General features: G+C 67.9%; 16 protein-coding genes and 2 pseudogenes. 5 read left to right on the top strand and 13 right to left on the bottom strand.

Annotated elements, in window-relative coordinates; translation table 11 throughout:
• Nucleotides 1–14: 14 nt before the first annotated feature.
• Nucleotides 15–179 (top strand): hypothetical protein, encoded by a 165-nt coding sequence (locus PV364_RS36890; protein WP_319665296.1) that lies wholly within the window; start codon nucleotides 15–17, stop codon nucleotides 177–179.
• A 457-nt stretch (nucleotides 180–636) separates the two neighbouring features.
• Here PV364_RS36890 and PV364_RS36885 read toward each other — a convergent pair whose 3' ends face one another.
• Nucleotides 637–903 (bottom strand): helix-turn-helix transcriptional regulator, encoded by a 267-nt coding sequence (locus PV364_RS36885; RefSeq protein WP_319665295.1) that lies wholly within the window; start codon nucleotides 901–903, stop codon nucleotides 637–639.
• Between the two features lie 177 nt (nucleotides 904–1080).
• On the opposite strand from PV364_RS36885, the gene PV364_RS36880 reads away from it, so the two are divergent.
• From PV364_RS36880 to PV364_RS36870, 3 genes are all read left to right on the top strand, one after another.
• The gene (locus PV364_RS36880) at nucleotides 1081–1572 is read left to right on the top strand and encodes a hypothetical protein (RefSeq protein ID WP_319665294.1); all 492 of its coding nucleotides are present in this window, start codon (nucleotides 1081–1083) and stop codon (nucleotides 1570–1572) included.
• A 131-nt stretch (nucleotides 1573–1703) separates the two neighbouring features.
• Entirely contained in the window at nucleotides 1704–2240 is a 537-nt protein-coding gene (locus tag PV364_RS36875) for a hypothetical protein (protein WP_319665293.1), read from the top strand.
• Nucleotides 2241–2505: 265 nt separating this feature from the next.
• Nucleotides 2506–3069, top strand: a complete 564-nt coding sequence (locus tag PV364_RS36870; RefSeq protein WP_319665292.1) for a restriction endonuclease — start codon at nucleotides 2506–2508, stop codon at nucleotides 3067–3069.
• A 336-nt stretch (nucleotides 3070–3405) separates the two neighbouring features.
• Here PV364_RS36870 and PV364_RS36865 read toward each other — a convergent pair whose 3' ends face one another.
• From PV364_RS36865 to PV364_RS36815, 11 genes and pseudogenes are all read right to left on the bottom strand, one after another.
• A complete protein-coding gene (locus tag PV364_RS36865; RefSeq protein WP_319665291.1) occupies nucleotides 3406–4215 on the bottom strand; it encodes an ATP-binding protein in 810 nt (269 codons plus the stop codon).
• Entirely contained in the window at nucleotides 4212–5759 is a 1548-nt protein-coding gene (locus PV364_RS36860) for a Mu transposase C-terminal domain-containing protein (protein ID WP_319665290.1), read from the bottom strand. Before PV364_RS36860 ends, PV364_RS36865 begins: the two co-directional genes overlap by 4 nt.
• A gap of 132 nt (nucleotides 5760–5891) precedes the next feature.
• Nucleotides 5892–6554 (bottom strand): type I-E CRISPR-associated protein Cas6/Cse3/CasE, encoded by a 663-nt coding sequence (locus tag PV364_RS36855; RefSeq protein WP_319665289.1) that lies wholly within the window; start codon nucleotides 6552–6554, stop codon nucleotides 5892–5894.
• Nucleotides 6551–7342 (bottom strand): type I-E CRISPR-associated protein Cas5/CasD, encoded by a 792-nt coding sequence (cas5e, locus tag PV364_RS36850; RefSeq protein WP_319665288.1) that lies wholly within the window; start codon nucleotides 7340–7342, stop codon nucleotides 6551–6553. The genes PV364_RS36855 and cas5e overlap by 4 nt, the downstream gene beginning before the upstream one ends.
• Nucleotides 7339–8529, bottom strand: coding sequence for a type I-E CRISPR-associated protein Cas7/Cse4/CasC (cas7e, locus tag PV364_RS36845; protein ID WP_319665287.1), 1191 nt, complete (start codon nucleotides 8527–8529; stop codon nucleotides 7339–7341). Before cas7e ends, cas5e begins: the two co-directional genes overlap by 4 nt.
• A 2-nt stretch (nucleotides 8530–8531) precedes the next feature.
• Nucleotides 8532–9122 carry a type I-E CRISPR-associated protein Cse2/CasB gene (gene casB, locus PV364_RS36840; protein WP_319665286.1) on the bottom strand — a complete coding sequence of 197 codons (591 nt, stop codon included), beginning with the start codon at nucleotides 9120–9122 and terminating at the stop codon, nucleotides 8532–8534.
• Nucleotides 9123–9139: 17 nt separating this feature from the next.
• Nucleotides 9140–10741: a type I-E CRISPR-associated protein Cse1/CasA gene (gene casA, locus PV364_RS36835; protein ID WP_319665285.1), complete on the bottom strand. Its 1602-nt coding sequence runs from the start codon at nucleotides 10739–10741 to the stop codon at nucleotides 9140–9142.
• 438 nt (nucleotides 10742–11179) lie between these two features.
• Nucleotides 11180–14122 carry an HD domain-containing protein gene (locus PV364_RS36830; RefSeq protein ID WP_319665284.1) on the bottom strand — a complete coding sequence of 981 codons (2943 nt, stop codon included), beginning with the start codon at nucleotides 14120–14122 and terminating at the stop codon, nucleotides 11180–11182.
• Nucleotides 14123–15483: 1361 nt separating this feature from the next.
• Entirely contained in the window at nucleotides 15484–16680 is a 1197-nt protein-coding gene (locus tag PV364_RS36825; RefSeq protein WP_319665283.1) for a DUF6236 family protein, read from the bottom strand.
• A gap of 226 nt (nucleotides 16681–16906) precedes the next feature.
• On the bottom strand, nucleotides 16907–17443 hold the full coding sequence (locus tag PV364_RS36820) for a hypothetical protein (protein WP_319665282.1): 537 nt from the start codon (nucleotides 17441–17443) through the stop codon (nucleotides 16907–16909).
• 273 nt (nucleotides 17444–17716) lie between these two features.
• A pseudogene (locus tag PV364_RS36815) lies at nucleotides 17717–18769 on the bottom strand (IS256 family transposase); the annotation flags it as partial.
• 1 nt (nucleotide 18770) lies between these two features.
• Between PV364_RS36815 and PV364_RS36810 the strand changes: the two are divergent.
• A pseudogene (locus tag PV364_RS36810) lies at nucleotides 18771–19217 on the top strand (transposase); the annotation flags it as partial.
• A gap of 213 nt (nucleotides 19218–19430) precedes the next feature.
• On the opposite strand, the gene PV364_RS36805 reads toward PV364_RS36810, so the two are convergent.
• The gene (locus PV364_RS36805) at nucleotides 19431–20450 is read right to left on the bottom strand and encodes an NADPH:quinone reductase (protein WP_319665281.1); all 1020 of its coding nucleotides are present in this window, start codon (nucleotides 20448–20450) and stop codon (nucleotides 19431–19433) included.
• Nucleotides 20451–20552 lie beyond the last annotated feature (102 nt).

Here is a 20552-nt window from a genome sequence, read left to right as displayed (position 1 = left end):
CTAAGCTTCCCGCGGTGAACGCGGTAGCTGCCATTGCCGTGCTCATATTGGTGCTGGGTGCGGCGGTCGCCGTTTTGGTGATCCTCCCGGCCAGTGCTCAAGCCTCAGGAATCGCAGCAGGCATCGCAACTGCGGGCTTCACGCTCGCGGGCCGACTGGCGATCCCAAGCAGGAAGTGAGAACCCTCCGGGGTCGCTAGCCTGCTGGCGGCCCCGACCCTGAACAGGGTGGGAGCGACAGGAGGACCTTCAACAGGGCGGCGAAGTCGTTCCACCGGACTGTGGCTGGCCACCACCGCAAGGCCGCTGGAGCAAGGCCACAACGGGCGCTGAAGCCCACGCGGCGCACCGAGCAGGGCCTGGCAGGACAGCGAAGCCGCAGACGACCGTCGGCGTCAGGGGACGCACGGAGTTCATGTAGGTGAAGTTGACCACCCATCGAGTCAGGAACTCCTGCGGCTACGTTTGAGGATCAGCCTGGAACAAGGATGGCGGCTGTGAGCCTCGCCAGCGCCCCGGCGGCGCAGAGCTTTTGGGAACAGGCGTTCAGGTTTCGGGCGAGCGTTCTTGAGTGGTTACTGTTTCGGGTGATGTTCACCGACCTCTTGGATGGCTCAGGCAGGGTTGCTTCGCTCGATCAAGGGGTTGGCGGCGCCGGGGGCTGATGGCCGGCACAAAGGGTGCCGAATAGCTGATCCAGCGGGGCCTCAAGGGCGTGGGCGAGAGCGTGCCAGGTGGCAAGGGTGCCGATCGTTCGGCCCTGTTCGATCTCGATCAAGGTGCGGCGCGACAGGCCGGTTCGGGCGGCGAGTTCGTCGTAGGTCCAGCCACGTTCGGCCCGCAGCCGGGACAGCTCCTGGCGGAGTGCGGCGAGGTTCGGGTCGGGCGGCGGAGTGATCGTCACCGCTCTATCGGATGGTGCAGAGCCCTGCCCTGTCAGTGCAGACCTCTGCCCTATTTGCCCGCATCGAGCCCCGAGCAGCAGGGCAGGGGTCTGCACTACGGTGCCGCCACCGGTACTCCCCCAGCCTCGCGGGGGCCGGTAGAACCACTCACCGCCACGCAGGGAGGACAGCTTTCCATGGGGCACACCACGGTCTTCCACACGGTCAGGCGCACCTGGACCCTCGAGGTCCGCCCTCGCCCCGGCGGACAGACCTTGGCATGCCCACAGTGCGGCCGCGTCCCCGTTGACCCGGGGCCCGCCACAACGCGGGCAGTCGTCCTGAACCATCTGGCCGAACATGCCCGCGCCGAACCGCTGCCCGGCCACTTGCGGACCTGCCGGTGCGGCGAGCTCGGCTGTCGCTGGCATCCACGCCACCGCGGCTGCGACGGGGCAATCCTCCTGATGATCAGTTGCAGCGCCGGCGGCCGCCTTTGGCGCCTCACCGACGCATGCAGGGCCTGTCTGGCCGTCACCGATCACGCCGCAGCGGTCACCGAGCCCAGCGACTTCGCGCGAACAGCCGGCGAGAAGGCCTTCATCCGCGGGGAGCCGCTCACCACCGGAGTCGAAGAACTCGACGCTGATTTCTACTGGCATGACGGTGCTCTGTACGAGCAGATCTGACGACTTGCGAAGCGCCATCCGACAGGGGTTCGAGCACCAGCGAAGCCTGCCACCTCGCTCAGACCGGACCGCACCCGCGCAAGACCGGACGGGCGGGCCTGCTAACGACCAATTCCTCGAAAGAAGGCTCCATGGACTCCGGAACCGCACTGGCACCCGGCGACCTCGATGCGTTCCTGACGGACATGGAACTCACTCAGGCTCAGGCCATCGCCCGACTCATCAGTCGGCCGCTGGCCCGTCAGTTGGCCAAAAGGCTGAGGCGGCTGGGCCGGCAGTTCGAGGACCGTCCTCGTCAGGCCGCCGCCATGAAGCAATGGCTGGCAAAGCTTCCCCCCAGCCGCCTCTCGCTCTTCGCCGAGCTCTCCGCCTTCGAGGGGGCAGCCCTCCTCATGCCGCAGAGCGATGCCGGCGAACGGGACTGGCAGACGGCAGCATCGATCATCGACGTCTATCCGGGCGTCATCCCGGCCTCGCAGGACACCAATGCCCGGCAACTGCTCAGGCTGCGGTCGGCAGCCCAACAGCGCCAGGAGCTGGCTGCTCAGGATCTGCCGCTGCCTACAGGACTGCCCCGGAACGCCAGCTCTGCCAGGTCCCCGGTGCGCCGCGGCAGACGCGCTGCACGACGGCCGGTCACCACACTGCCAGCGCCCGACCGGGAGTGATCGAGGGCAGAGCTACCGCCCGTCGGGCCTCGGTAGCCAGTGCCGCGACCCGATGGCTGCACTACGGCGCTCTTCACGTTCCGTCATCGAGCCGTCACACTCTTCCGCAGGGTGTGGGAGGGGGACGTGCTGATGCCTGGTCAGCAAGGGCGCCGGACTGCTGCGCGCAAGCGACGACATGCTCCGCGAACCGCGGTTGTCGCAGCCGGGGTGGTGCTGCTGCTCGTCGTGGTGGTCGGCGGTTTGGCCGTATGCGCTCACGGCCGTGGTTCTCGGCGCCGCCGGGACGCTCGGATGGCGGTTGTGGCGGACCGACCGGCGGCTGCGCAGCGCTGACCTGACCTGGCGGCAGGAGGACGCGGTCCGGGCCGGGCACCGCACGCTGGCCGAGGTGGACGCGATGTCCGGGACCGAGTTCGAGGACCTGGTCGCGCAGTTGTGCCGTCGGGACGGCTGCCTTGAGGTGCGGAGGGTCGGCGGATCGGGTGACAACGGCGCCGACGTGGTGGGGCGCCTGCCGGACGGGCGGACCATGGTGATCCAGTGCAAGCGGTACACGCCGAGCAGCACCATCGCCAGCCGGGAGCTGCGGGACCTGCTGGGCGCGCAGGTGCACTTCCGGGCCGAGGTGGCCATCTTCGTGACCACGACACGGTTCAGCCGTCCGTCGCAGGCGTTCGCGCTCGAGCACGGCATCCTTGCCGTGCACCGGGACCACCTGGGCTTGTGGAACAACGGCGCCTCGTTGACGTCGCTGATCAGCGTCAACGGTTCAGGCCAGGGCGACGGCGCTCACCGCAAGCGGTGGAAGAAGACCTACGGCGGCTGACCGGGCCAGTTACGCCTTCAGGTCGGTGAGCGCAGTGCACAGCGCCCGAGCATCCTGAAGTGCCTGGCGCTCGCGGCGCAGAAGGTCCCCTCGGGGCAGGCTGAACGTGCTGGCCGGCCGGCCTCAGCACGCCATTGGTGACAACCCCGCTGACGTGCAGCTCGGCGACACCGTCAACGGTTCCAGGTCCCGACTCCGCGCCTGACGTACCAGCCGCCAGGCTTCGCAGACAGTTTGGGCGTGCAGTTCGAGGAAGCAATACGCCTCGGTGCACGGAGCGATCTCGTCGCAAGGGGCGGCGTCGGTCCGTTGTCGTCGTCCTGGTAGGCCCGGCCCTCAGCGGGGCCTTTGGCTGCCGGGCTGTACACGGCGGGCGGTGCTGTCGAGTTTGCTGAATACCCAGCCCACTAGTTCCCGGCTGAAGGTCAGGTCCGGGCTCTGCGACATGGCGTCTTGTAGGTGGTAGGTGACCTTCGCCCAGTTGCGGAAGTTGCCGTGGCAGGCGAGGTCATTGATCCAAAGGACGTCGTCATGCGGAACGCTGACCCATAGCGGGTGGTAGCGGGGCATGATGTCGACAACTTCGTCTGGGGTGAGTGGGCTGAACTGTTGCCAGGTCAAGATGCGTGATGCCAGTGCGGGGCGATTGCGGATCTTCTCGTGGCAGTTCTCGGCTCCGACGAAAACGATGGCGAGGTCGGTGTCGGGGTCGTCGTGGAGTTCGCGGAAGAACTCCAGTCCCTTGGTGTCGAGCCATTGGGCTTCGTCGCAGACCAGGATGTGGAATTCCTGTGACAGCGCTTCCCTGATCATCTCGTCACATTTGACGGTCTTGCCGGGTTGATCCCCTGGTAGTTTCAGCAGGCGGAACAGTGAGGTGCGAAGTTTACTCAGGCTCGACGAGCTGAACTGCAGGCGCAGGGTGGTGGTTGGGGCGAGGTCGCGCAGGCTGGTGTTGACCGCGACGGTCTTGCCGAGTCCGACGCGGCCGTGAACGCACATTATGGCCGAAGCGTCGACGACGGTACGCAGGTTGCCTTGGGTCGTTCGTGTGGCTGTGGTGGGGACGAGGTGGGCCCCTTTCAGGCCGAGGTAGTGGTCGGTGTGTGGAGGGTTGGCGTGGCTGGGGGGCTGGCCGTTGGTCATGCGAAGTCCTCGGTTTCGGCGGCCGAAGGTTCGGGGTCGGAAAGTGAGCTGTCCTGGCTCCAAGCTGGCGATGGGTCCGGGAGCGGTAGGAAGTCCGGGCGGGCTTCGGCGGCCAGGTCGGGGCCTTCAAGGTCATGGAGTTGTCGCAGAACTTCTTCCTGCGGTTTGACGTCCAAAAGGCGCGGGGGTTCGGGCTGAGTGGTGGGTGCCCAGCGTTCTTTGCTGTTTCTGCGGGCTCGCCGCCGCTGTCGGGTGAGTTCGTCGGCTTTGCGTCGCCAGGCGCGGGTGAGGCGGCGTGATTGTTCGGGAGTGGCTTGGTCGGCAGCGTAGGCGGGGCCGAGGTAGCGGTCTGTGATGGCGTCGTAGAGCTCGATGTCGTCAGGGTTGTTGGGCATGTATCGCAGGTGGACCTTGGTGTTGACATGTCCGTGCATCCACTCGTCGATGTAGTGCCGGTTGTTCCAGTTCACTCCCTTGTTGGTGATGGTGAAGGGGGCGCTGCGGGGTTGCCTCAGGGTGAATGTGTGCAGGGCGACGGCCGGGATGGCGTAGATGGGGGTGAGGTCGGCTTCCCACGCCTGGGCCGGGGTCTGGTTGTCGAGTTCTCGGATCGTGTGCTCGTGGTTCCATTCGTGGACCCAGTCGAGTACGCGGGTGACGAATGCCTCGTAGTGCATGAGGTCTTCTACGGGGTGGTCGACCTTGCCGCCCTTGTCTCCTTTGACGGCGGGTTCGTCGGTATAGCCGGGCATGCCGCGGAAGAGCATGTCTTTGACAGCTCCGTTGAGGGCTTCGACGGTGCCTTTTCGATCAGGTCGGCGGGCTGGGAGATCTTCCCGGTGCACGTTGAGGGCGCGCAGGGCGTCTTCCACGGTTCGAGACAGGAAGTCGCTGCCGCGGTCGATGCGGATCAGACCTGGTAGGCCTCCAAAAGGTCCGTAGGGCTCGTCCTGCAGTACGGCTGAGCGTAGGGCGGCGAGGATGCTTTCCCGGTTGGGAGTCTGGGGGGTGATGGCGAGGCCGGGAGTGACGCAGGTGGCGCAGTCGATGAACCAGGTGATCCAGGGTTTGCGGGCCTCGCCGTTGACGTTGACCCAGACACTGGCTTCGACGTGGTCGCCTTCCCAGGCTTCGTTGCGGAAGCCGCGTGGGCGTTGGCCGCGGACGTCGTAGCGGCGTCGGGCCTTTTCTCCGCCGCTGAGGCTGGCGCGTTCGCCTTTGTCGAGGTCGCGGCATACGACTCGGTGGAAGGTCGGTAGGGAGGGAGCCGGTGGGTCTCCGAGCAGGCCGTCGGCTGCGAGTTCTCGGTAGGCAGCGGTGACGTTGCCTCGCCAGCGGGCGAGAGCGTCGTACATGGGTGGGGTGAGAGTGAAGCGGTGCCTGCCGGCTGGGGTGTACGTGCCGGAGTGGGCGCGGGCGTTGTCCATCCAGCGGCGGACGGTTCGGGGGTGTTTGCCGAAGGCTTCGGCGACGGTGCGGATGTGGCTGTAGGTGAGCTGGCTGTGCTGTTCGAGGTGGAGGAGGCGTTCGACGGCTGCGATCACCAGGGTCGTGGTGTCGGGCGTGCCGGGTGGACCCGGTGGTGAGGGCATAGGGGCCTCGTTCGTGGCGGTGGGGTACTGGAGCGGCCGGGGGCCCGGAGATCCACCCTGGGGGTGCGGGTGGCTTGGTGGGGATCAGGCGGGAGCCAGGGAAAGGAGTCCGGCTCCGTATGCCTTGCCTCGTCCGATGCCGTCGAGGAGGGCGCGGGTGAGGGCGTCTGGGTCGAGGATTTCGGCGATGCCGTCGAAGCGGGTCAGGGGGTGCCTGGGACCGGGCTGTTCGCGTGCGACACGGAACGGGCGGGGGGCCGCGGCGGTGGTGTGTACAGCAAGTCCGGCTCGGGTGGCGCGGTGGTGCCACCAGGTCAGGGCTCGTTCGCCGGTGAGCTTGATGACCTTTCCGCGGGTGTCGCGGGTACGGCGCTCGGGGCCGGCTCCTGGTGCGCGGTCGGGTAGACGGGTGCTGGCGTTGGCTGTGATGCGGTAGTGGACGAGCAGGCCCACGGTCAGGGCGCCAAGCATGGGGGTGAGGTTGCGGGTTTCTGCGGTGCCGTAGCCGGGCGGGAGGCGGTCGAGGTGGGGTGGATGGCTGGTTTGGACGAGCAGGGTGGGATGCGGGTCGTCGTCGAGACGGAAGAGCAGGCCGGCTTGCTGGCGAGGGTTGGGGCCCAGACCGTCGGCGGCCAGGCGCATGAGGGTCTTGTGGAGTTGGACGGCGTCGGCGAGGTCGCGGCGGACGGTGGGGCTGCGGTGGTTGAGGCGGATGCGAGTCAGGGTCGCTGCGGTGAACGTGGTCATGGGCTCTCCTGCAGGACGTAGTCCGTGAGGCGGTCCAGGGGGCGGGGTCCGGCGTAGAGGGCGGCTGGTAGAGATTCGGCGGTGCGCCAGATCTGGCGGGAGCGGTATCGGCGCGTGAGCGGCCGGAGGTCGGTGGGGTCGTCGGCAAGTTCACGGTGCACTTGAGCTGCAGATACATGTGGGGGCGGCGCTTCCCACAGGAAATCGACTAGCAGCGTGTCTTGGCCTGGCCTGGGCGGTTGTGCCGAGGTAAGGGGGACCTGGCGCAGCAGTTGTCCGATGGGGTCGGGGGTGTGGCTGCGCAGGACGAGGGGTTCGTCGGGGACGCAGTTGCGGCGGCCGAGATAGGGGGCCCAGTGGGGGTGTTCGAGGGTGTCAGCGATGTGTTGAAGGAGGGGGTCGGGTCCTTCGACGGCAACAGTGAAGGCGGCGTCGGCCAGGTAGATCCGGTGGGTGACCAGGGTGGATTTCTTCTGGGCGCGATAGTTGCCGTCGCTGGTGCGCAGGCCTGCTCCGCGAGGGCGGCCACCGCCGGCGGTGTGGAAGTCGGTGTAGCGGGTGCCCGGGCGGTCGACGCGGATGGTGAGGGCGAGGTCGGTGTAGGAGGGGGCGCCGGGCAGGTCGTGGTGCGGGTCGAGGGCATGTGAGCGGGGGCGTCCTGCCGCGGCGGCCAACATGCCGATCAGGGCGGATCGGGTCGGGAATGGTGCTGTGTCGCGGTAGTGGAAGAGAGCGTGTTCGCCGAAGGCCATGAGGGGTCCGGCCAGGCGGAGCAGGAGCCCGTTCATGCCGGCGCAGCCTGGGGGGCGGTGGTCATGGCGGCGGCGGTGCAGGCGTCGATGAGTTCGTCGTAGGAGCGATGGTGGTTGCCGAGGTGGTCGGCGGGAGTGTCGTTGGTGGTGGCGTGGCCGTGGGCAATGAGGTGCCTGGTGCCGAGCAGCCGGTTCAGGGCGGCGGCGTGCGCGGACAGGGCGTGCAGGGAGGGCTGGAGGTGGCCGCCGGTCTGGGTGGCCTTGACGGGCTGGTCGAAGGCGGCGGCGTAGGAGACGGGGCGGCGGTCACGGACCGCGTAGTGGACCAGGGAGGGCAGGGTGTGCGGGGCGGTGGAGGTGTGTTTGGCCTTGGGCAGGGAGAGGATGAACGACTCGATGAACAGGGCGAGCAGTTGGCGGGCCTGGTCTTGGTCGCCGTTGAGGTTGTGGAGGAGTTCGGTGAGGTTGACGGTGGCGTAGCGGTAGAACACGCCGGTGGTGAGGAACTCTGTTTGCATGTGGGCGCTGCCGCTGGCGCCTGGGGTGGGCCAGTCGTCCACGGCGGTGAAGAACGATGGAGTGGGATGGCTGGTGTGTGTGGTGAAGGCCGGGGCCATCTGAACCGCTGCTTCGACGTTGGCGCCGGGGATTTCGGCGAGCATGCGGCCGAACAGGTTGATGGTGGCGGTGCGCTGGCGGAGCAACGCAGCGACTTCCCGGGTCGGTAGCGGTTTGGCGTCGATGTCGTCGGTCTTCTTGCGGCGGCCCTTGACCTGCTGGGGTGTGGTGGTGGTTTGCCGGGTTGCGGCTGCCTCGAGGGTGGCGCGGTGCTCTTGGCACAGAGCGGTCAGGTCGTTGATGACGTCTCGGGGCAGGTAGAGCATGGCGAGGGTCAGGCCGCCTTGCTGGGGGTCGGTTTTCAGGCCCTCGCTGCTCGCGCAGAGGGCGATCTGCGCGCCGGCAAAGGTGGCCAGGTCGTTGGGCCAGCCGGCTTCGCGGAGGGCGTCGGCGACGCGTAGCGGCACCATGCGGGTGCGGGCGGCATGTTCGTCGAGTTGTTCTTCCAGGTCCAGGCGGAGGGGGCGTTTCAGGGACTGGCTGGAGAGCATGGTGCGGGTGGTGTTGCCGATCTTGAGGGTCTTGGGTTCGTTGTCCTCACCGCGGTTGAGCAGGGAGGCGGGCACAGCCTGCAGGGCGTGCACGGCGATGTAGCGGGCGGCCACGGTCAGGGCTCCTTGGTCTGGGTGAGGGTGTGGAGGGTGAGGTAATAGGACTCCAGCCAGCGGGTGGCAACGTGGTCGTGGTCGCTGTCCCACCAGGCGAGGTCGTCCAGGAGAACAGCCCAATCGACGGCGGTGCCGGTGTTGACTAGGCGTTCGGTCAGGCTGGGCAGGCGCGGGTGGAGCGTGTCGGCCTCGAGCCGGGTCAAGGTGTGTAGTTGGTCCTCGGCCCGGCTGGGCGTGAAGCGGCAGCGGTGGACGGCGCGGGCCAGGGCCGCCCCGAGGTTGGGCCGCGACCTCCACGATGGGGCGGGACGGGCTTCAGCTTCCTGGGCCGGTGGTGGGGTCAGGGCTGCTTCTGGGGCCGGGGGCGTGGGGCGGTGCAGGGCGATGCAAGCCGCGACGGTGTAGTGGGCCCGTCTGGCGCCGTGGTCGGCGACGAGGACGGTGAGGTAGCGGTGCAGCTCCCGGCAGTTGTGGACCGGCTGCCCCCGACCGGTCCGCAGCCGGGCGCGGGTGCCGTTGTCGGTGCACAGACTGATGACGTCGGCGACGTAGGCGTCGTAGTGAGCGCGGCGTTGTGCGGTGGGGGTCATGTCTGTGCTGGAGGGCATCATGAGGCCTTCTGACGGCGAGGGCGGCCGCGACCGCCGGCGGGTGCGGGGCCTGCGCGCAGCGCGGCGACCGCCCGGACTACGGCAGGCGCAGCCCGTCGGTACTGGACGATCGCGGGTGCGGTGACCTCACGCAGCACGGTGACGGCGTCGGCGGCAAAGGCCGCGCGCGCGGGTTGGTCCGGGTCTTCGTTCAGCAGACGCCAGAACGTGGCTTCGGCGCGGGGCCAGTAGGCGGTGTGCGAGGCGGTGACCCACGGACCGACACGTTTGGGCACCTTGTGGGAGCGGGGTCTGCTGCCGTGCGGAGGCGTGACGGCTTCCTGCCAGGCGCGGGCAGCCAGGGCCGCCAGCCGAGCAGCCACCTCTTCGGCGGCGGCGCGGCACAGGGCGATCCGCCGGGCCATTGCCGGGTCGTTTTCCTGGGACCAGGTCCAGATCGGCGGGGTCAGGACGGTGTACCAGGTGCGGTTGCGGGTCTTGCCGTCCTGGTCGAATCCGCAGGCGCGTACGCGGAGTGCGGCTCGTACGTCGGTGGGGAGGTCGTTGAGGGTGTCGAAGATCTGGGGGCGCTGGACGGTGGCGGATTCGTCGCCGGCCAGCAGCAGGGCGTCCAGGTCTCGCCACACGGCCCGGTCGGCATCTGCTCTGCGGGGTGTGCGGCGTTGCTGGATCGGCTTCTTGGGGTCGGTGTGGATGATCAGATAGGGGTCGGTGGCTTCCAGCTTGGGTTGCTGGGTGGCCCAGGTCAGGTAGGCGTCGGCGATCGCGTGGCCGTCGCTGGTGGGGATCAGCAAGATCGCGTGGCGGGAGCGGCCGGTCAGTAGCCGTCCTGGCCATGTCAGCGGGTGCTGGGGTGCCTGCGGGTCAGGGGCCTGGGGCTCTTCCCAGGGGCAGGTGTCCGGCAGGTCGGGCCAGTCACCCGTGTATTTCGGCGCGTTCAGCAGGAGCGTCTCGTACAGGGTGCGGCCCAGGGGGTGGAAGGAGATCGTGGACCGCAGCGGGCCGGCCGTGCCCGTGCCGCTGGTCTGGCCGGCGACGGTGCGGGGTGTGCAGCTGCCGGCGGGCCCGTAGTAGTGCTGGGCCAGCAGGTGCCACAGGGCTTCGTCGCAGGGGACCGGCTGGGGGTCGGTGTCGGTGTGCGGGCTGAGCCAGGCGAGGTTGTTGCCTGCGGGCCGGCCGAAGACCAACGTGTTGATGCCGGATGTGGTGGGGCACTGGTCGGCCAAGGCCGGATCCTGCAGGAACGGTCGGGTGGGGTGGAGCAGGTCCAATGGGTGGGCGTTGAAGTAGGCGTGCACGGTCTTGGGGTCGAAGCCCTGCGGGTGATGCAGCAACTCCTGGCGGCGGGCGGTCCACTGTTCGGCGCTGAGTTCCGGGTCGTCCAGGCCTGGGCCGCCGGGGGTCGTGGTGAGGCGCGCCGCGATGACGGCGAGGACACGCAGGGTCGCGGAGGCTGCCGGGGGGATCGTCAGGGCGAGGTCGTCGATGGTGTGGGCGCGCAGGAACAACTCGCGCATGCCCACCTGCTCATGCCGACGGCCAGTACGGATCGGCAGGCAAGGCTCTTCGGCGATGTCGTAACTGGGGTGATCGGGCATAGGGGCTCGCAATGCTGCGTGAGCGGATAATGCCGAATGGAGGGTGGAGGGCATACGGGAATGCCGCGCGAGGAAACGAAACGGCGTGCGGAAATATCGGACTATCGGCCCGCCTTTTCCACGCCGGGAAGTGGTTGCAGTTTTCCTTATTGCAGGAAACTGCAACCGCTCATCTGGGGCAGGGAGTGTGCCGGGCAAGGGGTCCGGCAAGGCTGCGGCACAGGTCACGGCAGTTCAGGGCAGCCCCGGGCAGGGGGGTGGGTGAGTAGCAGCGCTTCTCATCACATGGACATGCTGCCACGGCCAATCACCGGAAGATAGCCGAAAAATAAGGTGATCGACGACCATCCGATCGCGATCGATATTGCCACGACGCTTTTCCGAAACGATCGAGGCCCTGCCAGGAAAGCTCAGCGCGCAGAAAATGTAGAATATATCCTACTCGGCTTCCTCTTCCTTCCCGAACGGGCGGCTTGGACCGCTGGCGGTCCGGATCTGCCGGTGCACCAGGCCGAGGATCGCGTCCAGGTGCAGCAGGTGCCCGCCGTAGCGGACTGGGGTGCCGGGCGGCTGGGTGGTGTCGTGCGGGAGCAGCACGAGGTCGGCGAGCAGCGGGTGGGATCGCCATGCCTTCGGGGCGTGGTGCTCGGGATGGCACTGAGCAACCCAGTCGGCGGGCACGGGCAGCGTGCGCTGGAGGATCGCGCGGACCTGTGCGGGGTTGGGGTCCTTGCCGGTCGGCAGCGGCCGGCTGCCGGTCGCATCCAGGGTGAGGACGCCCTGGGAGGTGCGGTAGCAGGGCAGGAGGCGTTTGGGCATGGTGCCCAGGCGGGTCGCGGCAAAGTGTGCGGTCAGGTGCTGGCGGTGCAGGTCGGCCAGGGACAGGACAGCTTCGTGCGGGGGGATGAGGTGGCTGGCGCTCAGGTGCTCCTCGGCATGGCGGGCGTTCTGATGGTCGCGGTGGGGCTGCTGGAGCTCTCGCACGGCGTCCACGAACGCCGGGGTGCCAGCGCCGTGGATCCGCTCGACCAGGCGCTGCGTCTGGTCGGGAAGAGTGATCTGCCGTGTCACCGGCTGCCCAGGAACGGGAGCGGCGTCTGGCCAGGCATTCGGTTCGTTCAGCAGGGCGGCCGTGGCGCGGAGAAGGAAGGCGGGCTCCAGGTTGTGCCAGCCGGGCGGCAAGGCCGTGGCCCCGGCTGCGTCGACCGGGTGCAGCACCGTCATCCGCGGTCCTTGCTCGCGCAGCCACGCCCGCCGGCGCCGCGAGGCGGGACCCCAGGCGGTCTCGAATCGCCACACCCGTCCCAGGCGCTGCAGGAGCCGGGCCATGGAGGACAGGTCACTGACCATGAGATCAACGTCGACGTCCAAGCTCACGTCGAACAAGCTGGTCGTGACGACGACCAGCCGGCGCGGCCGCGGCCCGCCAGGGCCGAGAGCGGCCCGCAGCCGCCGGGTGACGGCCTCGCGCTGGCGTCCTGGTATGCGGGCGTGCAGCAGCACCAGCTCCGTCTCGGCCCGCGGCCAGCTCAACGTGCGCCGTAAGTACTGGTACGTGTCCTGGGCCTCGGCAACGGTCGTGGACACCACTGCGGCGCAGCCGCCGCTCACCGCCACCGGGGAGATCTCCTCGGCGATGACAGCGAGGCGCTCTGTGGGGTCCACGGCCCGGTCACTGGGCCCCAGCCGCTGGTGCCGAACCGGCAGGAGGCGGAGGGTGGCGCTACGGCGGTGCTTGTTGGCGTGCGCAGTCCTGGCCGTGTCGTTCATGGCCGTGACGGTGGCGTGGGCTGCGTCGGCGAACAGCCAGCCCGGATAGGACGGGGCGAAGGCCCCCGGTGGTTGGGCGCGGCGGGAGTGACCGGCGCCGGCGAGGTAGGTGCGCACGAGGTCGTCGCTGATGGAGGCGGGCAGCGTCGCCGACAGCACCACCACCGGGCAGCCGAATGCGCCGAGCCAGTGCACAAGCCGGAGCAGCAGCAAGTGGCTGAATGGCGACAGGGTATGGGCCTCGTCGATGACCACGGTCTTGCCGGACAGGGCGAGCATCCGCAACACGTTGAAGCGGGTGGGCAAGGCTGCCATCAGGGCCTGATCGTGGGTGGCTACCGAGAACGGGGCCAGCAGGGACCGGTCCCAGCCCCGCAGCCAGCCGTCGGGCACCGTCACCCGCTCCTGCGGACGGCCCTCACTCCCCTGGCTCGCATCGGTGTCGTCCCAGTGCTCGTCGCTGGTCAGCGGGCCGGGATCCGATAGCTGGTCGTTGGTGTAAGCGGTGTTGAGCCAACTGTGACTGTGCACGAGAGCAACCGGGGCGTGCTCGGGCTCATGAGCGGCCACCCATGCTTCGACATCCTCGTAGACCGCGTCCGCCGTCGCAGTGGTCGGCATCAGCCAGCACAGACCCGACGTACCGCACGCACGATTGAAGATCTTCGACAGTTCCAGGCCCGCGGCCGTCTTCCCCCCGCCGGTGGCGTCGGTGACCACCACGATGCCCGCGCCCCGCTCCCCCACCACCGCCAGCAACTGCTCCATCAACGAGGCCTGCAAATCATTGGGGACTTGCATACGCGAATGGGCTCGTGCGAAGGGGATGTCCGGCAGGTCAACCCGGGACAGACCGGAAGCCTCCACCAGCCCGGGCGCCTCCTGACGCGCCCGGGCATAGTGCTCCCCCGCCCCAAACGCCGGGGCCAAGGCCTTGGACAACCAGTAGTGGCGCTGGCTCGCCAGCCGGTCCGCCACCGTCCCCACAGCAGTGATCAAAACCGCGGCCGGCACCGACACATGCGCCGGAACCGTCACCGCGCCGGTCTGGTGCCGGACCTGCACCACATAGCGGCGCCTGAGCTCCTGCCACTTCGGACCGCCCAACTCCCCAGCCCGGCCCGCGGCACCGTGCAAATCCAGCTGCAGGAAACGGCCATGATGGCCGCCAAGGATCTGCGCCACACGAACCGCCGGCCCCGCATTACCCGCGTCGCTGTAGCCCAGCCCGGCGAACAGCCCCAACGCGGCGTGCATCGAGGCCCGCTCATGGGAAATACGCTGCCAGCCCCTGGCATCCTCCCTTAGATCGTCACTCACCCGCGCCCACGGGTGCGCCTCGCACTCCTGGAACGACGACATCTTCCCCAGGTCATGACACCCCGCGAAGAACGCCACCAGCCCGCACGCCTGGGTCTCCTTCACGCCCAGGCCCTCGGCAATCAACTGCCGCTGCCGCGGCACCAAAAGCCGGTCCCACAACTCCCCCGCAACCGCCGCCGTGTCCAGCATGTGAAACAACAACGGGTACACCGCCAACACGCCCTGGTCGAACTTCCCCCACGGCGAGAGATTTAGCCCCCCGAACCGGGCATCCTCCACCACACCCATCAAGCCACTCCCCCGAACCGGCAATCATCGACAGTCACCACATGGGCCCACGATCAAACCTGCACCGCCACCACAACCGCCCCAGCAGAGACCATCACCAAAATAGCTACAACTGGCCAATTAGGGGCAATTTTGGTAGACCATCACACGCAACCAACGACCGAAGCGAGTATTGAAGCTCCCACCCCGCATCACCGGGCTGGATCATGACCATCCACACATCGGATCACGCAAAGCAACCTCGACGAAAGCGGCAAACCCCCACTACGCTGCAGTTCAGCGTCCTCCCCGAGCACACGGGGGTACCTCGACGAGCACCGCGCTCGAGATGGGGCTCATGCCGTGGTTCTCCCTGACCATACGGGGGTGCTTCGCCCGACATTCGCTTCACAAGCACTCTCGACAATTCGTCCCCGCACCCCCGGGGGTGCTTCTGCGACGTCGACGTGGTTCCAGACTATGCCGAGGTCCTCCCCGTGCAGCGGGGGTGTCTCCGTCGCAGGGATACGTTCGCCGAGGTCCTTAATTTTCTCCCTACGAAGCAACGGTGCTCAATCGGACAGTCGGAAGTGCATGATTACCTCGGCCTCGGGCGCCCATCAACACGGTGCACCTGTACTCGCGCTGAAACGTCCCCGTTGAAGGCGGGGGTGGCTCGAACTGAGCGATTAGGAACAAGAAGTCCAGCGCCCGACCCCGCACGGCGAAGTCTGCGCCGTGCCTCTTCCCCGAGTGCGGAGGTGGCTCGATCGAGGCTGCACAGCGCACCAGCCGTACAGTGCGCACACGAAGGTGCCCAATGCGGGCGGTCTTGGCCGTGCCCTCCCCGAGCACACGGGGGTGCTTGTACCACCGCATAGCAGTTGTCAGTCCGCCGGTCATCGACTCCGTGCAACCGATCCTTGCCTGCAGGCACATTTAGGTCGTCGTCCCCGTGCTTCGAATGACTGTCCGTTCTCAAGCGGTTGATGGCGTCCTCCCCGCGTCACACGGGGGTGGTGCGTAGTTCCTTACCAGGGTGTAGCCGCCTTTTCCAAGGTCATCCCCGACACACGCCCGGGGGTGCTTCTCCGGCCGCCAGCGGATTCATCTGATAGAGGCCGACCTCCAGACCTCGATCGAGACCGCGCAGCGCACCAGCCGTAACGGGGCTTCACCCGAGCGAGCGCCGAAGCCCTCCCCGCGCAGCGGGGTTGCTTCATACACGGCCGGCACTCTCTGGTACGGAGAAAGCTTGCGAATCTGCCTCCGACCCGAGCCACTTACGCAGCCGGACCTTGCCGTCAGCACAGAGGCTGGGCTCGGTGTCGGCCCCAGTTACCGGATCGCTGTAGCGAGGACTCGATCCTGGCGTCGCACAATCAGATGCCGGTCCCGGCAACGCGGGCAGCTGCCCGACCTACGCGGCGCACCAGCGTGGCGGGCTTCAGCGTTCGCTCGGCTCGCAGCAAGTAGCCCACTGGTGAGGTTTCCAGTTGCCCATCCCGTGCCCGGGTGGCGGCATGGCGCACTGTTACCGCGCCGATCGCGATGCCAGCAACTGCAACTGGGGCGCCGCCGGCCCACCAGCCGCCCAGGGCGGTCGCTATGGCTGGCACTTGCGTCTGGACGTTCAGGGCACTGACGATCGTCTGCATGTTGAGCCCGGTCATCGCCCCGCGGAGCTCATTGAGGGGCTGAACAATGGTGTCCTCGAACGCAGTCTGGAGGTGCACTTCGAAAGCCTGCCGGTCCGTGATTCCTGCGGTGTGCTCGATCAGGTTGCTGGCGGTGGTTTCAACCGCAGTGGCGAAGGCGGTGAACTCGTCAGCGTGCTTGGTCCGAAGTTCAATGATCTTGTCGATGGGCACAGCCTGCAGGTTGGCCGGCAGAACGTACTGCACCGCCATGAGTCCAAGACGCGTGGCTGCCTGCTCGGGCACCGGCCGGGGCTGGTCCCCGAGCAGGACGGCAGCGATGCGGTCGCTGGTCCAACCGCTGGTCGCCGTGTGCGCTTCGGCTTGGTCAGTGATCGGGATATAGGCGGTCTGCCTGGCCAGTTCCTCGGTGAGAGCGCACTTGTAGACCCACGCCACCGCGGGGTCCACGGCCACCCACCCCTCGTGATCGTCCCCGGCTCGGTGACGGAACCCTCTCTGTGCGAGTCCAGCCCCCTCCAAGGCCTCCCGCAACTCCCAGGGGACCTCGGCCACGTAGAGGCCGGCCAGATGACGTCGCCTCTGCGGAAGACCGTGCAGGTCCTCCAGACGGCCAGGCTCGGCGGGTGCCTCGCGGTGATCGAACACCCTGTCCGCGACCTGGAACCGGCGGCGCAGCATTTGCTCGTTCCCCCGGATTGCTTCCGCGAAGGCCGGTGCTACCTTCTCTGCGGCGGGCCGGGGATCGACATCGACAAGGAAGTCCAACTGGTCGCGCAGTGCCTTGACAGAAGCGCGGTCCCTGACAGGGAATCCGTCGGGTACGACACGCGCCAGCCGCCGCCAGTACAGCGCGGCAGCTTTCACCCAGCGCTCATCACGGAAATGCACATAAGGATAATAAAGACCGATCTGCCGCACTGCCCGTCCCCCCTCATTACTCAACCGCCCCCAGGCCCGCCCCACACGTCCAAGGCCTGACGGGATGCTACGCCTGAAGACAACGCCGTACGCGATGACGACCGCGAAGGCCTCACACCACGATTGCTCCTCACGACACCAGACACGAAGGCACACGATCTCGAGGAAGGCCAGTGACTCGCCTGTACAGGACGCGATACCCCGATGTCACGGCGTGGCTGCGGCATCATCGACCGATGAGCGAGCTGCCGTCGATGCCCAAATGCTGCTGTGCGGCTGCGATGAACTCCTTCTCTGCGGAGACTAGACCGGCACGGGCCTGGCGGTTGGCAGCGGCAAGGTCCGGATCGTCAAAGTCGGTCCCCTGACGCCACGCATATGCGTTTCTGAACAGTGCGAAGAGTCCCTCTGCGAGGCCAGTTGCCAACGCAGCCATCTCGGGAGGCCCTTCAAGGTGGACCGCCGTACGCGCCACCTCGACCGACGGCAGCAGCCTCCAGGCCTCCGCCATGTGCGGCTGCCCGTCGGCACGGCTTATCTCCATCTCGTCCAGAGCGGTTGCCAAGGCCCCGCGCGCGGTGCGGACCGCGGTGAGCAAGCCCAAGTAGGTCTCCCGGCGTAGCTCCAGCTGCCAGCGCTGACGATCCGCCTGCAGTTGGGTCTTGAGCTGTGTACGCGTGACCGCCCACGTCAGGGCACCTGTCATCGCCGATCCGATGACGCCCACCGCCGCCCCGAACACCGCCGCCAGCCCTTGGTCCACGGAGGCCATCGTGCCCACACGCCGCCACACTAACCCGGCAGGCCTGAGCATCCGACGCCACAGAACTGCGGCCAGAACCGACTGCATAGGCCATCAGAGTGAGGTACAAGGGGTGGGGTCGGTGACCAGGCGGGCGAGGAGGTGGGAATCGTGGCGTTGCCGTGACCTTGAGTGGTGGACTCCCACATGGCGCCCTTAAGGAACTCTCACTTCAACGCACTGCACTTTCTCACCGGGTGTGTCAACTTAGCGGCTGATCTTGGTGGTTGAGGTTCAGTTGTTGGCTGGGGTGAGCCGGCCCTCGAAGGCGATCTGAAAGGCGTTGAGGGGGGCCTTCCAGCGCATGGTCCAGCGCTTGCGGCCCTTGCCGGTCGGGTCAAGGCTCATCAGTGCCAGGTAGATGCACTTCAGGGCGGCGGCCTCGGTCGGGAAGTGTCCGCGGGCCCGGACGGCCTTGCGTATCCGCGCGTTGACGGACTCGATGGCGTTCGTCGAGCAGATGACGGTGCGGATCTCGACGTCGAAGGAGAGGAAGGGCACGAACTCGGCCCAGGCGCTCTCCCAGAGGCGGACGATCGCCGGGTACTTCTTGCCCCAGGTCTCGGCGAATTCCAGGAACCGTGTCGTGGCCGCGTCCTCGGTCGGCGCGGTGTAGACGGGCTTGAGCGCCTTGGCGATCTTGTCCCAGTCCGCACGCGAGGCGTATCGGAAGCTGTTGCGCAGGAGGTGAACAATGCACGTTTGCACGATGGTGCGGGGCCAGACGGTCTCGACCGCGTCGGGGAGGCCCTTGAGCCCGTCGCAGACCAGCATCAGCACATCATCCAGGCCGCGGTTCTTCAGCTCGGTGAACACCTGCAGCCAGTACTTCGCGCCCTCTCCGCCGTCGCCGGCCCAGATGCCGAGGATGTCCCGAGTGCCCTCGACGGTGACGGCCATGACGACATAGACAGGTTGGTTCGCGACCTTCCCATCCCTGATCTTCACATTGATGGCATCCACGAACAAAACGGGATAGACGCGGTCGAGCGGACGGTTCTGCCATTCAGCCATGCCCTCCATCACCTGGTCAGTGATGGTGGAGATGGTCTGCTTGGAGACCTCGGCGCCGTAGATCTCGGCCAGGTGCGCGGAAATCTCCCCGTGGGTGAGGCCCTTCGCGGACAGAGACAGCACCATCTCGTCCACGCCCGTCAGCCGACGCTGCCGCTTGCGCACGATCTGCGGCTCGAAGCTGCCCTCCACGTCCCGGGGCACCTTGACCTCGACCGGCCCGACGTCGGTCAGCACGGTCTTCGCCCGGGTGCCGTTGCGGCTGTTGCCGCTCAAGCGGAGCATCATCACCGACACCCTCGGTCTCCTGCTGGCGGTCCTGGTCACCGCAGCCAGCGTCCAGGACTCCGCCGCAGGCCAGACCCTCCTCGACCGGGTGGCCGCGGCCCATCCGACCATCCGCAAGGTCTGGGTCGACGGCGGTTACCGCAAACACTTCGTCGAGCACGCCGCCACGCTCGGCATCGACCTCGAAATCGTTCAACGCGTCCCCGGCATCCGAGGATTCACCCCCATACCGAAACGCTGGACGGTCGAGCGGACCTACGGCTGGCTCATGCTCCACCGCCGCCTGGCCCGCGACTACGAAACCCTCCCTGGCAGGTCCGAAGCCATGATCCATCTCGCTATGACCGACCTCATGGCCCGTCGCCTCACCGGCGAGAACGCCATCTCCTGGCGCGACCCGACATCACCGGACCGAACCCGCATCACGGGATAAAACAACGGGAGAAAACGAACTCTGAGAGCGAAACCGGGTTCGGCGGCGGTCCGGCGGCCTGCGATCTTGCTCGCGCAAAGGACCGTTTATGAGAATCCTTGAGGTGTGGGGTGGCCGCGGGCCGGACAGAGGTCGGGGTGACACCGCCCACCCGGCCGCCCCATGCGGGGTTCCCCGTGGGCGGCGAGTGGGTGCGCCGTAGCCGACCGGACGTCAGGAGGTGACGTCCACTAGGACTTTGCCGACCGCGCGGCTCTCGACCGCTCGGTGCGCGTCGGCGGTGCGGTCGAGGGGAAAGCGGATTAGCGGCAGGCCGTGCTCCTCGCCGACCGGCAGCGCGCCGTCGCGCACTGCGGCGGCGACGTCCTGGACGGCCGCGGCGCGTGCCTCCGGACCGGCCGTGTAGAGCACCAGGAACTGGAAGCGTGTGTTCAGCACCATGTTCTGCAGCACGTTCAGTTCGACTGGCTTACCACCGTCGTTGGCGTAGGTCGAGATCGTGCCGCGGGTTCGCAGCACGGCCAGGTCCAGTGCGAGGTTCGCGCCCAGCGCCACCTCGGCGACGATGTCGACGCCGTTCGGGGCGATCTTGCGGATCTCGGCGGCCGGGTCGCCCTCGCGATAGTTGATCACATGGTGGGCCCCGGCGGCGGTGGCCAGCCGGGCTTTCTCCGGGCTGCTGACCGTGCTGATCACCGTGGCGCCGGCCCATCGGGCGAGCTGGATCACCGCGTGCCCGACCGCTCCGGCCCCGCCCGCGGCGAGCACTACCCTCCCGCCGAGTGCCCCGGGCCGCAGCCGGCGCGGACCGTCCTCGGCGACGGTGAGCGCGCGGTGCGCGGTCAGCGCGGGGACGCCGAGGGAGGCGCCGACGTCGAAGCCGGCCTCGTCGGGCAGCTGCACGGCCTGTTCGGCGGGCACGACGGCGAACTCGGCGGCGGTGCCGGTGGGCCGCCCGGCGGCGGCCATGAACAGCCAGACCCGCTGACCGACCCGGCTCTGGTCGACACCCTCACCGACAGCGTCGACCGTGCCGGCGCCGTCGAGGTGCGGGGTGACCTCCGAGAAGTGCTTGGGGTGGCCGACGCCGGAGCGTGCCTGCCAGTCGGTCGGGTTGACCCCGGACACGGCGACCCGGACGCGAACCTCGCCGGGGCCGGGCGCCGGCAGGTCACGGTCGACGAACTGCAGAACGTCGGGGGCGCCGTTGTCGCGGTAGATGATGGCCTTCATGATCCGTCCTTGGAGCCTGGTAGAGCGGGGTTTCCCGGCGTGGCCTGGCGGTGCGTCAGGGTGTCCGGCGTGTGGTGCGGTCGCGAGCCGGGTCGCGTTGGT

This window comes from Streptomyces sp. MI02-7b, from assembly GCF_033793585.1.
Lineage (GTDB): Bacteria > Actinomycetota > Actinomycetes > Streptomycetales > Streptomycetaceae > Actinacidiphila.
Note: the sequence above shows the minus strand (reverse complement) of the source record. Positions and strands in the feature narration are given on the sequence as shown.